General features: G+C 35.6%; 11 protein-coding genes, 1 tRNA gene, 1 pseudogene and 1 other annotated feature. Of the genes and pseudogenes, 7 read left to right on the top strand and 6 right to left on the bottom strand.

Annotated elements, in window-relative coordinates; translation table 11 throughout:
- Positions 1-48: 48 nt before the first annotated feature.
- Entirely contained in the window at positions 49-1,527 is a 1,479-nt protein-coding gene (locus ABM34_RS04105; RefSeq protein ID WP_048703651.1) for an MDR family MFS transporter, read from the top strand.
- Here the strand turns inward: ABM34_RS04105 and ABM34_RS04100 are convergent.
- Positions 1,462-2,127: a phosphatase PAP2 family protein gene (locus ABM34_RS04100; protein WP_048703649.1), complete on the bottom strand. Its 666-nt coding sequence runs from the start codon at positions 2,125-2,127 to the stop codon at positions 1,462-1,464. The genes ABM34_RS04105 and ABM34_RS04100 overlap by 66 nt on opposite strands.
- An 81-nt stretch (positions 2,128-2,208) precedes the next feature.
- On the opposite strand from ABM34_RS04100, the gene ABM34_RS04095 reads away from it, so the two are divergent.
- From ABM34_RS04095 to ABM34_RS04075, 5 genes and pseudogenes are all read left to right on the top strand, one after another.
- Positions 2,209-3,546, top strand: coding sequence for a glucosaminidase domain-containing protein (locus ABM34_RS04095; protein WP_048703648.1), 1,338 nt, complete (start codon positions 2,209-2,211; stop codon positions 3,544-3,546).
- Positions 3,547-3,756, top strand: a binding site (T-box leader).
- A gap of 41 nt (positions 3,757-3,797) precedes the next feature.
- Positions 3,798-6,221: a leucine--tRNA ligase gene (gene leuS / locus ABM34_RS04090; RefSeq protein WP_048703646.1), complete on the top strand. Its 2,424-nt coding sequence runs from the start codon at positions 3,798-3,800 to the stop codon at positions 6,219-6,221.
- A gap of 227 nt (positions 6,222-6,448) precedes the next feature.
- Positions 6,449-8,044: a putative polysaccharide biosynthesis protein gene (locus ABM34_RS04085; protein WP_048706348.1), complete on the top strand. Its 1,596-nt coding sequence runs from the start codon at positions 6,449-6,451 to the stop codon at positions 8,042-8,044.
- Between the two features lie 294 nt (positions 8,045-8,338).
- Positions 8,339-8,410 (top strand): annotated as a pseudogene (locus ABM34_RS13590) (hypothetical protein); the annotation flags it as partial.
- A gap of 48 nt (positions 8,411-8,458) precedes the next feature.
- Positions 8,459-8,743 (top strand): pentapeptide repeat-containing protein, encoded by a 285-nt coding sequence (locus tag ABM34_RS04075; protein ID WP_417924670.1) that lies wholly within the window; start codon positions 8,459-8,461, stop codon positions 8,741-8,743.
- A 41-nt stretch (positions 8,744-8,784) separates the two neighbouring features.
- Here ABM34_RS04075 and ABM34_RS04070 read toward each other — a convergent pair whose 3' ends face one another.
- A complete protein-coding gene (locus ABM34_RS04070) occupies positions 8,785-9,633 on the bottom strand; it encodes an NAD(P)H-hydrate dehydratase (protein ID WP_048703641.1) in 849 nt (282 codons plus the stop codon).
- A 58-nt stretch (positions 9,634-9,691) separates the two neighbouring features.
- Between ABM34_RS04070 and ABM34_RS04065 the strand changes: the two genes are divergently transcribed.
- Positions 9,692-9,775: transfer RNA gene (locus ABM34_RS04065), tRNA-Leu, on the top strand.
- A gap of 182 nt (positions 9,776-9,957) precedes the next feature.
- Here the strand turns inward: ABM34_RS04065 and ABM34_RS04060 are convergent.
- The 4 genes from ABM34_RS04060 to ABM34_RS04045 form a co-directional block, all read right to left on the bottom strand.
- Positions 9,958-10,509, bottom strand: coding sequence for a DUF5067 domain-containing protein (locus ABM34_RS04060; protein WP_048703639.1), 552 nt, complete (start codon positions 10,507-10,509; stop codon positions 9,958-9,960).
- Between the two features lie 67 nt (positions 10,510-10,576).
- Positions 10,577-11,461 (bottom strand): Ltp family lipoprotein, encoded by an 885-nt coding sequence (locus ABM34_RS12905; RefSeq protein ID WP_083988260.1) that lies wholly within the window; start codon positions 11,459-11,461, stop codon positions 10,577-10,579.
- Between the two features lie 15 nt (positions 11,462-11,476).
- Positions 11,477-11,908, bottom strand: coding sequence for a GNAT family N-acetyltransferase (locus ABM34_RS04050; protein ID WP_048703638.1), 432 nt, complete (start codon positions 11,906-11,908; stop codon positions 11,477-11,479).
- A gap of 297 nt (positions 11,909-12,205) precedes the next feature.
- Positions 12,206-13,666 carry a catalase gene (locus tag ABM34_RS04045; RefSeq protein ID WP_048703636.1) on the bottom strand — a complete coding sequence of 487 codons (1,461 nt, stop codon included), beginning with the start codon at positions 13,664-13,666 and terminating at the stop codon, positions 12,206-12,208.
- Between the last annotated feature and the right edge of the window lie 76 nt (positions 13,667-13,742).

Here is a 13,742-nt window from a genome sequence, read left to right as displayed (position 1 = left end):
TTCTTTAAAGTTAATACTTTAAAGAACGTCTTTTTTTATGGGGGAAATATGGAACAAAAGCAAAAACAGTCACATTTAATTATCGTGACTATCGCAATTTTTATTGCAACATTTATGACAGCAATCGAGGGAACCATCGTTTCTACAGCGATGCCAACAATTATCGGAAGTCTCCATGGTGTTAGTTTAATGAACTGGGTCTTCTCAATTTATTTGTTAATGACTGCAGTTTCAACACCAATTTACGGTAAACTCTCAGATTTAGTTGGTAGAAAACCAGTCTTCCTATTTGGATTAGGATTGTTCGTTGTTGGTTCGGTTTTATGTAGTGCCTCAAATTCAATGTTAACTTTAATTTTAGCCAGAGTCGTTCAAGGGTTAGGTTCTGGTGCTATTCAGCCTTTGACATTTACTATTATTGCTGACATCTATTCATTGGACAAACGTGCAAAAATTTTAGGATTAAACGGTTCAGCCTGGGGTGTCGCAGCGGTTATCGCACCACTATTAGGTGGATTCATTGTAGAAAAATTAAGTTGGCATTGGGTATTTTTGATCAATTTACCCGTTGGTATTATCACGATGCTACTAGTTTGGATATTCTTTGAAGAGAAGCAAGAAAAAACCGGCAAGGTCAAAATTGACTATGTCGGCACAGTTTTATTGGTATTTGTCTTGTTGCCAATTATGTTGGCATTACAATATATCGGTACGACTACTGCCTGGCTTCCAATTGGTTTGGTTGCAGTGTCAGTAATTTCGTTATTTATCTTTATTCATTTTGAACGTAGAGTTGATGATCCGATTTTGCCTTTAAATTTATTTAAGAATAAAACTTTTGTTATTCAAAATATGATTGCATTATTAATTAGTGGATTCTTGATTGGTTTTGAGGCTTATATTCCAACTTGGATGCAAGGTATTTTGGGGTTGAGTCCATCAATGGGTGGATTCGCTGTTACGCCAAGTTCAATCATTTGGATTTTTGGGTCATTCTGGGCAGGTTCATTGCTCAAAAAATATGCTCCAAATAGAATTATTTATATTAGTTTGATTTTCTTAGCAATTGCTAACGCAGCTTTATTATTTGCCAATGTGGGAACTTCATTTGTATACTTCCTGTTGCTTGCTGCTGTTGCTGGACTTGGTTTTGGATTGACGATTACCACAACTACAGTAACTACTCAAACTGTTGTGCCACCAGAAAATGTTGGTGTTGCTACCAGTTTTAATACTTTACTGAGGACTATCGGTCAATCAATGATGGTTTCTGTCTACGGGATTGTTTTGAATACTGCTTTAGCAAACGGTGCTGCTCAGAACAAAAAAATAACTGTCGATATGATGAACAAATTAATTGATCCTCAAACCGCCAGTCAGTTGCCTGTTGAATTGATGCCGAAGATGCGTCAAATTCTGTTCTCAGGCTTGCATAATATTTATGTTGCTTCAGCTGTATTATTAATTATCGCTTTGCTTCTTAATGCCCTTGAAATCAAGAACAAAAATATTCTTACTTCTAAATAGGATGATAAGTGTTGTCAAAGTTGCTCCTGCCAGTAAGTATGCTCCCATGATGTCGCTAGGATAGTGGACACCAAGGTATACACGGCTGTAACCAATAATTATTACTAACAGTATGGCGATTGTCGACATTAAAATTCTCGTACTAATCTTTTTGAAAATAAAAAATCCAATTATTAATAATGGTATATAAAGGCTTAATGCTGACGAACTATGTCCACTAGGATAACTGAAACTACCTTCGTACATGTAGTGATGGTGACTAGGGCGAGGGCGTCTAATTAAGTCTTTTAATATTGTATTTATAATGACAACGACTATTTTATTTGCTGCTAGAAAAATTGCTGCGTAATAATATTTGTTAATTGAGAACAAAATCAGTAATAGTAGCGTAATTATAATTGTTGAGACTGTTCCACCAATTTCAGATAAGGTTCGAAGCAATGTCATTGAGATACCGTAGTGGTGATGATAAATTAACCCGATGAAGTGATTATCGAATACAGTTATGAAATTGGCCTGCATCGCAACAGCAATTGACCAGAGTATAAAGACTATTATTAAAATTATATTTAGAGTATGGAAATATTTAGAACTTTTCATTTATTTTTACCTTTCTTGTATTGTTTAAAACTTTCTTAAGAAATATAATAGTGACATGAGTATTAAAGGGGTGTTATATATATGACAATTTCGCGTCAACAACGCAGAGCCGAAGAGAATGGCTTGCATCGTTATAATTCAAAAAAACAAGCCAATGCTAACTTAAAGAAGAACGTTACTATTTTAGGCGCTGGCTTATTTTTCGGTGGTGTAGCTGCACAAGCAACAACATCAATTGTTTCTCATCAAGCTTTCGCTGATACATTTTCAAATTCAAAGAATGACCAAGCAGCTGACGACGTCAGTGCTGTAAACAATACCGTTGTGGGGATGTTTACGCCACGTGGTGTTGGTGATCAAAACTTTATCGAATACATTGGCAATTCGGCACGTAAATTGGCTGAAAACAATGATTTATATGCTTCAGTTATGATTGCTCAAGCCATGATTGAAAGTGGTTGGGGAACTAGTGGGCTAGCTAGTGCTCCAAACTACAATTTATTTGGTATCAAGGGAACATATAACGGCACAGCTGTTAACATGCCAACACAAGAAGATGATGGAACAGGAAGTCTTTATTCAATTAATTCTGACTTCAAAAAGTATCCTTCATATAAAGAATCACTCGAAGATTACGTCTCATTATTGAGAGGTGGCGTTTCTGGAAATCCACAAATGTATGCTGGAACTTGGAAGAGTAATACTAGCTCTTACAAGGATGCTACAGCCTTTTTGACGGGTAAGTATGCCACTGATACCACTTACGCCGATAAATTAAATAATATCATAGAAAAATATAATTTATCACGTTTTGATCAAGGAACTGACGGCAGTGGTCAAAGTGAGAATTATGTATTTGCCCAAGGGGATACACTTCAATCAGTTGCAGATAAATTCAATATTTCTTTGAGTACCTTGATGAATCTCAATGGATTAAAGACATCTAGTTACGTTTATCCGGGCAAGAATTTGATTGTTAATCAACTAGTTGGTCAAGATGGACAAGCGGTTAATGATCCAGTGACAGTAAGTAACACTAGCGTTGCAATCAATAGTTCAGACGATGATGTTTATGGCAATCAACAAGCACCTGTAATTGTTCAAGATGAAACAAATGGTGTAAAAAAATATGATGCATCTAAGTCAACTGATCAAGTTGGTGTCAATGTTTCAAATGATACATCATCAACTCAGTCGGCAAGTAATGCCGATTCAACACCATCAAACAGTACAGCTGGAACGACTGATAATTCTGCCAACACACAAGCAGCAAGTTCATCTGACAACACTGTCACCGTTAAGTCTGGCGATACTTTGGATAGTATTGCCAACCAAGCTGGAACATCGATTAGTCAGTTGAAACAAATTAATAGTTTGAATTCGGATTTATTAGTTGTCGGACAGACATTAAAGTTGTAATATGTAACTCAAAGGAAATAGTAGATTTACATTAGTTTTTCAGAAAATGCATGGTTAATGAGAATGCTAAACTAATCAAATTGAACTCGTCCACTAAGTTTAATCGCTGAACTAACAGTAAGTGATTGCGTCTTATCCATGTTACGGATATCGAGAGTCATGCAGCTAATGTGTGGAACTTAGGTGGTACCGCGATAATTCGTCCTATGATTAATTTTTAATCATAGGACTTTTTTTATGGAGGAAATTATATGACTTATAATCACAATAAAGTTGAAAAGAAATGGCAAGCTTATTGGAAGGAAAACAAAACTTTCAAAACAGGCACAGATCCCAAAAAAGATAATTATTATGCTCTAGATATGTTCCCTTATCCATCAGGACAAGGTTTGCACGTTGGACATCCAGAAGGATATACAGCTACAGATATCGTTGCACGTATGAAACGTATGCAAGGATTCAACGTTTTACATCCAATGGGATTTGATGCCTTTGGTTTACCTGCTGAACAATATGCTTTGGATACAGGTCACAATCCAGCTGACTTCACTGAAAAAAATATTAACAACTTCAAGCGTCAAATTAATTCACTTGGTTTTTCTTATGATTGGGATCGTGAAGTTCAAACAACTGATCCTAAGTTCTATAAATGGACACAATGGATTTTTGAACAAATGTATAAGAAGGGCTTAGCTTATGAAGCTGAGGTTCCCGTTAACTGGAGTCCTGATTTAGGAACAGTTGTTGCTAATGAGGAAGTTATTGACGGAAAAACTGAACGTGGTGGTTATCCTGTCGTTAGAAAGCCAATGCGTCAATGGATGTTGAAGATCACGGCTTACGCTGACCGTTTGCTGGATGATTTGGATGATATTGACTGGCCAGAAAGTATCAAGGAAATGCAACGTAACTGGATTGGTCGTTCAATTGGTGCTCACGTCGATTTCAAGATTGATGGATACGATAAAGAAAAGATTACGGTATTTACAACTCGTGCTGATACCATTTTTGGAGTTTCATATTTAGTACTTGCCCCAGAATTGGATTTAGTTAATGAGATTACAACTCCTGAACAAAAAGCTGCAGTTGAAGCATATAAGGAACAAGCTTCACGTAAATCAGATTTGGACAGAACTGATTTGAATCATGATAAGACTGGTGCTTTTACTGGTGCTTATGCTATTAACCCTGTTAATGGTGAACGTTTACCAATCTGGATTGCTGACTATGTTTTGGCTACATACGGTACTGGTGAAGTTATGGCTGTCCCAGCACATGATGGCCGTGACTATGATTTTGCCAAAAAATTTAAATTGCCTATTGTACCAGTTATCGAAGGTGGAAACATTGAAAAAGAAGTATACACCGGCGACGGCAAGCATATCAATTCTGATTTCTTAAATGGTATGGACACAGAAACTGCCAAGACTAAGATGCTTGATTACCTTGAAGATAAGGGTATTGGTAAAAAATTTGTTAACTACAAGCTTCGTGACTGGTTATTCTCACGTCAACGCTACTGGGGTGAACCAATTCCCGTTATTCACTGGGAAGATGGCGAAACAACCTTAGTTCCTGAAGATCAACTCCCACTAGAATTACCAGCTGACAGTGATATTGCACCATCAGGTACTGGTGAAAGCCCATTGGCTAACTTGGATGACTGGGTAAATGTCGTTGATGAAAACGGTCGTAAAGGTCGACGTGAAACAAACACAATGCCACAGTGGGCAGGTAGTTCATGGTATTACTTGAGATATATCGATCCAAATAATGATGCCAAGATTGCTGACTATGATTTATTGAAACAATGGTTACCAGTTGATTTATACATTGGTGGAGCAGAGCATGCCGTACTTCACTTACTCTATGCAAGATTTTGGCACAAAGTACTTTATGATTTGGGTGTTGTACCAACTAAAGAGCCATTCCAAAAGTTATATAATCAAGGAATGATTTTAGGTGATAATCACGAAAAGATGTCTAAATCAAAAGGTAATGTTGTAAATCCTGATGATGTTGTTGAATCATACGGTGCAGATACTTTGAGACTTTATGAAATGTTCATGGGTCCTTTGGATGCCTCAATTTCATGGTCAGAAGATGGATTGTCAGGTGCTAACAAGTTCTTGGAACGTGTTTGGAGGTTATTCATCAATAATGATGATGACAATACGGTTCGTGATGACTTCTTGTCTGATAAAAATGATGGAAAATTAGATAAAGTCTATAACGAAACTGTTAAAAAAGTTACTGAAGATTTCGATTCACTTCACTTCAACACTGCCATTTCTCAAATTATGGTATTTGTTAATGAAGCTAATAAAGTTGATTCTATGCCTAAAGAATATGCTGAAGGCTTGGTTAAGTTGCTTGCTCCAATTGCACCACATATGATGGAAGAATTATGGAGTAAATTTGGTAACGATGGCTCAATCACCTATGCAAAATGGCCAACTTATGATGAAGCTAAATTGGTTTCAGATACCGTTGATATGATCATTCAGGTTAATGGACGCTTACGTGATAAATTAAGTTTGCCTGTTGATACTGACAAAGAGAAAGTTAAGGAACTTGCATTGAGTGATGAGAAAGTTCAAAAATTCCTTGATGGAAAAGATGTCGTAAAAGTTATTGTTGTACCAAACAAAATTGTTAATATCGTAGTAAAATAGTTATAAATAACGTTTCGTCTGGTTGACGAGACGTTTTTTATTGGAATTGTTATAAACGACAATTGATTTTTTCAACAATTAAGTGTAATTTAAAGTTTCATGGATTACAATTTTGTTATAATTGAAGAGTTAGTTTTTTAAGGTGGTGCTAGTATTTGAGCAAGGATAAGCAAGGTACAGAAGAAGCTATTCCTAGGTTAAATCCAGAGTCTTCCAGCCAAGACACAATGCTGAAGGGTTCAGTTTGGATGACCGCCGGTAGTATTTTTTCACGAGTACTTGGTGCTATTTATATTATTCCTTGGATGGCTTGGATGGGTTCTTATTATCCTTCGGCCAATGCGTTGTTTGCCAAAGGTTACAATATTTATAGCTTGTTTTTAATCATATCAACTGCCGGAATTCCCGGTGCAATTTCCAAACAAATTTCCCATTATAATGCTTTAGACGAGTATTCAACAGGTAATCGTCTATTTAAGCAGGGACTAAAAATAATGGCACTAATGGGTATTATCTTTGGTGCAATCATGTTTTTTGGAGCGTCTGGTATTGCCTTCCTATTTACGGATGGTGATCCTAATAGTATTCCTGTTATTAAATCACTTGGTGTTGCTGTCCTAGTAATTCCAATCCTTAGTATTTTAAGAGGATATATGCAAGGATACTCAGACATGGCTCCGTCAGCAATTTCTCAACTAGTGGAACAAATTGCCCGTGTTATTTATTTGTTATTAGCAACTTATATTATTATGAAAGTTCAAAAGGGTAGTTATGTTGATGCTGTTACTCAATCAACATTTGCTGCATTTATCGGTGCAATTTTTGCCATTGGGATTTTGATGATTTATATTTTTCGAAAGCTTCCTAAGCTAAGGGCTCTGTCTAGAAATGGTAAGCCAGCTTCCACCATTGATAAAAATTTTGCCAAAGAAATATTTGATCAAGCATTGCCATTTATTATCATGGATGCTGGGATTACTTTCTTCAATCTATTCGATCAGTCGACGTTCCAACAATTTATGTTGATGTTCGTCAATGCTTCGAAAGTTCAATTAGATAATTATTATTCATTATTTGGTTTCCAAGCTAACAAATTAATTATGATAATTGTTTCCTTATCAGCTGCGATGGCAGTTACCGCTGTTCCAATTTTGTCGGGACTATATGCTAAGGGTGATAAGAAAGATATTGAAAACCAGATTGGCAACACATTAGAACTATTTTTCTTCATTATGATTCCCAGTGCGTTAGGGATGTACGCAGTATCACAACCATTGTGGACAACTTTTTATCGCTACGATGCATTAGGAATTTCAATGCTACAGTTCTCATCAGTTATGTCGATTCTTCTAGGGTTGTTTACAGTATTGGCAGCTGTATTACAGGCTTTATATCGAAATAGATTAGCAATTAAATACCTAGTTATTGGATTTATTGCCAAAGTATTATTGCAAGTTCCAATGATCTGGATGTTCCACGAATTCGGACCACTTGTGGCTACAAGTATTAGTATGGCGTTAATTTGTTGGCTAATGCTTAGAAAACTTTATGAAATTTATCCGTTCAATATTGAGCGCACAGAAAACAGAATTAGTGGAATAATCATTTTCTCAGTAGTAATGTTCATTGTGGTCATTGCCATTAACTGGATTGTCTATCGTTTCGTTGGAAACTCAGACAGAATCGTCAGTTTGTTCGTTCTTTTCGCAGAGGCATTTATTGGTGCTGCGATTTTTGGTTACTTAGTTTTGAAAACTAAGTTAGCTGATAAAATTTTGGGATCAAGAGTTGATAGAATTAGACGATTAGTTAAAATTAAATAGTTAGTAGAACAAAGCATTCGGTAGGTGGATGCTTTGTTTTTGTGTGATAAGATTACTTTTATTAAAAATTTATGGAGCGTGGGTAAATATTAAATGAACGTACCGATTGAAACAGTGTCCGATAAGACTTTAAATTTGAATCAAGTTGAAAATGGTTATTATTATGAGCGTTGTCATTTTGAATCTTATAGTGATTCACATGATTATTCAGACATAGTCTTTGATCACTGTGATTTCGAGCAAACCGATTTCAGTCGAGTTAGTTTTAGCAATGTTGAGTGACATCATAGCCAGTTGGCAGGAAGTGATTTTAGCCAGAGCGATTTTTACAATTGCAAAATTAGTAGTCTCCAATTGTCAGGTTCTGACTTTAATAACTCTTACATGAAAAATACAAGTTTCAAAGATTGTAAAATGCCATATGTTAATTTTACAGAGAGTCGTTTTGAAAATATCTCGTTTCTAAATTGTGATTTGACAGGTGGATTTTTCCAAGCTTTACAAGTTAAGAAGGATATTTCATTTGTTGGATCAATTTTAACTGAATCTAACTTTAGTGAAACAAAACTAAAGGGATTTGATTTTAAGGATTCTGAGTTTGAAACGATGGTCATAAGTCCCGAACTTGCACGTGGATTAGTAGTTAATCAATATCAAGCTGCAATTTTAATAGGGATGTTTGGAATAAAAGTAGAGTAAAAAAGACAAGTTTGAATTTTTAATTTCAAACTTGTCTTTTATTATTTGGATGATTTTGTAGTTATCTTTTTCATCGTTGAAGGAATTTCATTTATTAATTCTTCAGGCAATACAACATAGTTTTTCTTATATATTTTATCTGCGATAAAGCTATGAAGGAAGAGGGCAGCTGAAACAGTGTTTTTTGAGAATCCGAATTGGCCTACGAATGCGGCAATAATCCCGGTTAATGTATCGCCCATCCCTCCAGTGGCCATTCCAGGATTACCCGCTGAAATTTGTTCAACTTTATTATTGTAGTATATCTCCGAAAGATGTTTTTTAACTATTAATAGTGAATCCGGTGCGATTTCTTGGATAGATTGGAGATTATTCTCTGTGGATTGATCAGCTATTTCTAATTTAGAAAGTCGTTGCCATTCACCTTGATGTGGAGTCAAAATTACGTGTGCAGAAATTTGCGTTAAACTAATATTTTTTTCGGCAATCTCAGTTAGTGCAGATGCATCAAAGATGATTGTTTGATCTTTAGTGGTATTTTCAGTAACCATATTAATCAACGATTGAGTCAGTTCTGAGGTACCCAGACCTGGTCCAATTACGATAACGTTTGATTGTCTGATTGAATTGAGGGTTTCCATGATATTGTGGTAATCGATTGTCATCGCTTCAGGAATCCTAGTATTTAAGGATACAAATTTTTCTGGAGTGGTGGCAACTGTAACTAGACCAGCTCCAGAATAAACAGCTGCAGATGAAGACAATATTGCTGCTCCACCAAAATGGAGTGATCCAGCAATAATAAGAATACGACCATAATTACCCTTATATGAAATTGGATTACGTGGTTTAATAACTTTTGACAAGATAGATTTATCGATTTTTTGCATTACATATCCTCTAATTTATGGTATCGTTTTAAGGTAAGCATATCACAAAGCTTGCTTTGCCGCTGTGGCGGAATTGGCAGACGCGCAGCGTTCAGGTCGCTGTATGGGTTTCCATGTGCAAGTTCGACTCTTGTCAGCGGCACTATTTTCCACTTAAATGGTTTATGGAAATATAGCTAAAGAGCCACAAACACTGTAAATATAGTGTTTGTGGCTCTTTTTTATTTAGAAAAATTTAACTTAAAATACAAGACTGTACATAATTTTTGCGCACTTTTATGCTATGGATAGTTTATCTTGCAGTCATAGTTATATAATTTTTTGTTACTTCAATTTGTAAGTCATTGTTCCGAGCTTAGAACCACCAATGCCCTTTGTTGCAGTCAGTTTAACAGGGGTGGTAGTATCATCTAAGTCATATGCGATTGCACTTTCGGCAGTCCCGTTTTTCTTGATATTTTCGGATTGAGTGTCCAAGAAGCGATCATCAGGCAAATTCCCAATATCTAATTCGTTTACTTGGTTCTTATTGTTATCTTGTACTGCAGTAAATGCCGCAATCCATGCAGTATTTGGATTGATTTCTTTGTTACTCTTATTTGTAGTTGTAAACCAGAATGCAATAACAGGCTTTTCACCGTATTCATTTCCAATTTCACCAACAGGAATAACTTTTGTTTTTGTAATTGTAATAGAAATATCACTCATTACAAGCTTATTATTTTTGAAATAATATTTGGCTTGTTTTTTTGTTGTCTTTACAGTTCTAGTGTTATTAGAACTACTTGATTTGTCACTGCCGTTTGAACATCCAACCAATGTTGTTGATAGTAGTACAGTGGCAGCCATTCCAATCAGTACATTTCTTTTTTTCATAACTCATAATCCTCCCCAGGAAAAATCAGCTTTTTAAGTCTTTCAGAATCTGGACTATATAGGAGGGTTATTTATCTAGATGATTCATAGCATAATCAGCTTGGCTATCGGTGAACTGTTCACCAGATTTAGAAGTCAATCGGTCACGAATACTGTCGTCAGACATATGATAATTTTCTTTGAAATTCTTGGCCATTTGTAAAGCGTTATTGTCGTAGTCTGCATTTAAGTTATCAACAGCAAATTGTGCAGCAGCGGTGGAGTAGTTAGTTCCATATCCACTAGTCAAATGTGAATAGATGCCAGCTTTTGACATGTGCATTTGATTCGAGAATTTTTCTGCCGCTTTATAAGCAGATTTGTAGTTTTTAGGAATATTCTTCAAGTCAACATTTGGTGCTTTGTCCAACGCAGTATCTCCATGGTCATTCATACTTGCGTTAATTGCACTTTGACTGACTTGCAGAGGATTAATTTTGAATTCCACAGATTTGCTCTGATTGTTTTTAGAAACAGTAAGTTGGAATTTTCCTGATTGGTGAAGCGTGATAGTTTTCTGAGTACCCTTCACAGTACCATGTGTGACAGCTTGGTTCTTATTAATATCATTCACATAATATTTGTTATTTTTATTAGTTTGGAAAGTTATTTTTGCATTGAAATTTTTGTCCAGCCTTACTTCATCTTTATTTAATTCAACAAAAAGGCTAGGATGTCGCTGTCTATTACATTGAGCTAGTAGGGCAATCAGAATAATGATTAATAACCAAAACCACCATTGTTTGTAAAAGTTAAATTTTTGATTGGATCCGTTATTTGAATTGCTTCGGGTATTGCCACTATTGCTGGATCGACTAGTACGATTGTTCAAGTTGCTTCGATTACTGCGACTATTGTCATTACCACGATTGCTACGTGTGCTTCTAGTTCTTCGACTCCGAGTTTCCATCATTTCCCCCTGAAAATATTACTTCGACCAAGTCATTTCGATTTCTTCCTCATTAGTTTCAGGGTCAATGTTCTCACTGACTTTCGAAAAACCTTGTGCCAAATAAAATTCAATTGCATTTTGATTTTTTACATAGACGGATAAATTGAGATTTGGATAATTATTTTTAGCTTCACAAATTAGTGCTTTACCTAACCCATGATGCATGTTGATATCTTCAATAAAAATTCCAGCAACATAATTATCTTGCATCCCCATAAAACCAGCAATTTTCTCATTATCATAAGCCAAGTAAATAGTGGCTGACTTAAATTGTTGTTTCACAGAATCAAAATTGTTATTCCAATATTTAGCTGGAATAAAATCATGAGCTGAAGTGTTGGATCTTAACCAAATATTAGAGATTGTTTGTAATTCAATTTCGGTAAGGTGATCAGCTTTTGTAATCATTTATACTTTCCTCTAACTAGAATTATATTCGAAAATCACTTAATAATATATTAAATCTTGATATCAAGAAAAAAAGTTCTCTTTATTCAAGAGGACTTTTCTGCAAGGGGGAGGATCATATTAATTCCTTCGTCGTAAGGAAGAAACATACCAAATAAGTTAAGTTGACATTGTAGGGGGATATCAACAATTGATTGAATGAGCACAACCATACTTATTAGGTATCTTTATAGTAAAACGATTGTTGATATAGTTGGTTCTAGTTTTAAATAAATATATTTATCGTATCTGGAATTTCTAATTATTTAGTTGCAAAACTTCATTAATGTCTAGATTAAGAGCTTTTGCGACTCGTTTTCCGTATTCTTTATCGGCAGCATACATCTGATTGACTTCCAAAGTTTTAATTTCCATACTGTCAACTTGTCCAAGTCCACCAGCGATAGTGTTAATTAATCTATCTTTTTCATCATCTGACATTAGACGATATAAATCACCGGCTTGAGCGCTGTAATCCACATTGTGTGCATAAGGCTGATTACCAGCTGTACCTTCTACAGAATATCCAGAGACAGATGCTGACAAATCCTCCTTGGGACCATTTTGACCATTTGGCTCATAATTTACTTCTGAACCTTGATTATCTGATTTCATGTAGCCATCTCGTTGATAATTATGGACCTCATTCAAAGGTTTATTGATAGGTAAATCTTCAAAATTTACGCCTAGACGATATCTTTGAGTATCTTTATATGAGAACAAGCGGCCTTGTAATAGTTTGTCAGGAGAGGGCTCAATACCAGGTACAAAGTTAGCAGGCGAGAAGGCAGCTTCTTCAACATCAGTAAAGTTGTTGGTTGGATTTTCATTTAACGTATATTTACCAACCTTGATTAGAGGATAGTCTTTATGAGAAACAACTTTAGTAACATCAAAAATATCCCACTTATAATTTAATCCATCTTCGTACGGAATAATTTGAACGTAGACATTCCATGAAGGGTAGTTCTTTGACTCAATGGCATCAAATAAATCATCTTGCAAAAAGTCGGGATTCTCACCAGCAAGTTTTCCAGCTTGAGCCTCTGACATATTTTTAACACCTTGGTTTGAAATAAAGTGATATTTAACCCAGAACTGTTCACCATCTTTATTCACCCATTTGTAAGTATGTGATCCATAACCATTCATTTCACGGTATGAAGCAGGTAGACCACGATCACCCATCAAATAAGTTACTTGATGAATTGATTCAGGTGAGTGAGCCCAAAAGTCCCATTGCATCTCTTGTGTGCGACGATTAGTTTTTGGATCACGCTTTTGAGAATGGATGAAATCAGGGAATTTCAATGGATCATTTACGAAGAAAACGGGGGTGTTGTTACCAACGATGTCATAATTACCTTCCTGTGTATAGAACTTCAATGCATACCCACGAACATCTCGTACTGTATCGGGATATCCTTTTTCTCCAGCAACTTGTGAGAAACGAATGATGATAGGTGTAGTTTTGCCGACACCGTTGAATAAATCAGCTTTAGTATATTTACTCATATCATTTTCAAGTACAAATTCACCTTTTGCACCAGCACCTTTAGCATGAACCACACGTTCAGGGATGCGCTCGCGATCAAAATGAGCCAATTTTTCCATGAGATCATAGTCTTGCATTAAAACGGGTCCACGAGGTCCAGCAGTTTGTGAATGTTGATTATCGGCCCAAGGTTGACCAGTTGAAGTTGTTAATTTTTTTGACATAAGTATTCTCCAATCAATTGTTTATTAAGTGATAAATGAGCTACGTACGCACACATGATTAAACAATTTATAAAAA

Origin of the sequence: Companilactobacillus ginsenosidimutans (assembly GCF_001050475.1) — a bacterium.
Taxonomy (GTDB): domain Bacteria; phylum Bacillota; class Bacilli; order Lactobacillales; family Lactobacillaceae; genus Companilactobacillus; species Companilactobacillus ginsenosidimutans.
This window is presented reverse-complemented; position numbering and strand designations above follow the sequence as displayed.

Excerpts from the sequence above, each read along its gene's own strand:
- ABM34_RS04105 (WP_048703651.1), top strand. The coding sequence starts at position 49 with ATGGAACAAAAGCAAAAACAGTCACATTTAATTATCGTGACTATCGCA.
- ABM34_RS04100 (WP_048703649.1), bottom strand. The coding sequence starts at position 2,127 with ATGAAAAGTTCTAAATATTTCCATACTCTAAATATAATTTTAATAATA.
- ABM34_RS04095 (WP_048703648.1), top strand. The coding sequence starts at position 2,209 with ATGACAATTTCGCGTCAACAACGCAGAGCCGAAGAGAATGGCTTGCAT.
- leuS (WP_048703646.1), top strand. The coding sequence starts at position 3,798 with ATGACTTATAATCACAATAAAGTTGAAAAGAAATGGCAAGCTTATTGG.
- ABM34_RS04085 (WP_048706348.1), top strand. The coding sequence starts at position 6,449 with ATGCTGAAGGGTTCAGTTTGGATGACCGCCGGTAGTATTTTTTCACGA.
- ABM34_RS04075 (WP_417924670.1), top strand. The coding sequence starts at position 8,459 with ATGCCATATGTTAATTTTACAGAGAGTCGTTTTGAAAATATCTCGTTT.
- ABM34_RS04070 (WP_048703641.1), bottom strand. The coding sequence starts at position 9,633 with ATGCAAAAAATCGATAAATCTATCTTGTCAAAAGTTATTAAACCACGT.
- ABM34_RS04060 (WP_048703639.1), bottom strand. The coding sequence starts at position 10,509 with ATGAAAAAAAGAAATGTACTGATTGGAATGGCTGCCACTGTACTACTA.
- ABM34_RS12905 (WP_083988260.1), bottom strand. The coding sequence starts at position 11,461 with ATGATGGAAACTCGGAGTCGAAGAACTAGAAGCACACGTAGCAATCGT.
- ABM34_RS04050 (WP_048703638.1), bottom strand. The coding sequence starts at position 11,908 with ATGATTACAAAAGCTGATCACCTTACCGAAATTGAATTACAAACAATC.
- ABM34_RS04045 (WP_048703636.1), bottom strand. The coding sequence starts at position 13,666 with ATGTCAAAAAAATTAACAACTTCAACTGGTCAACCTTGGGCCGATAAT.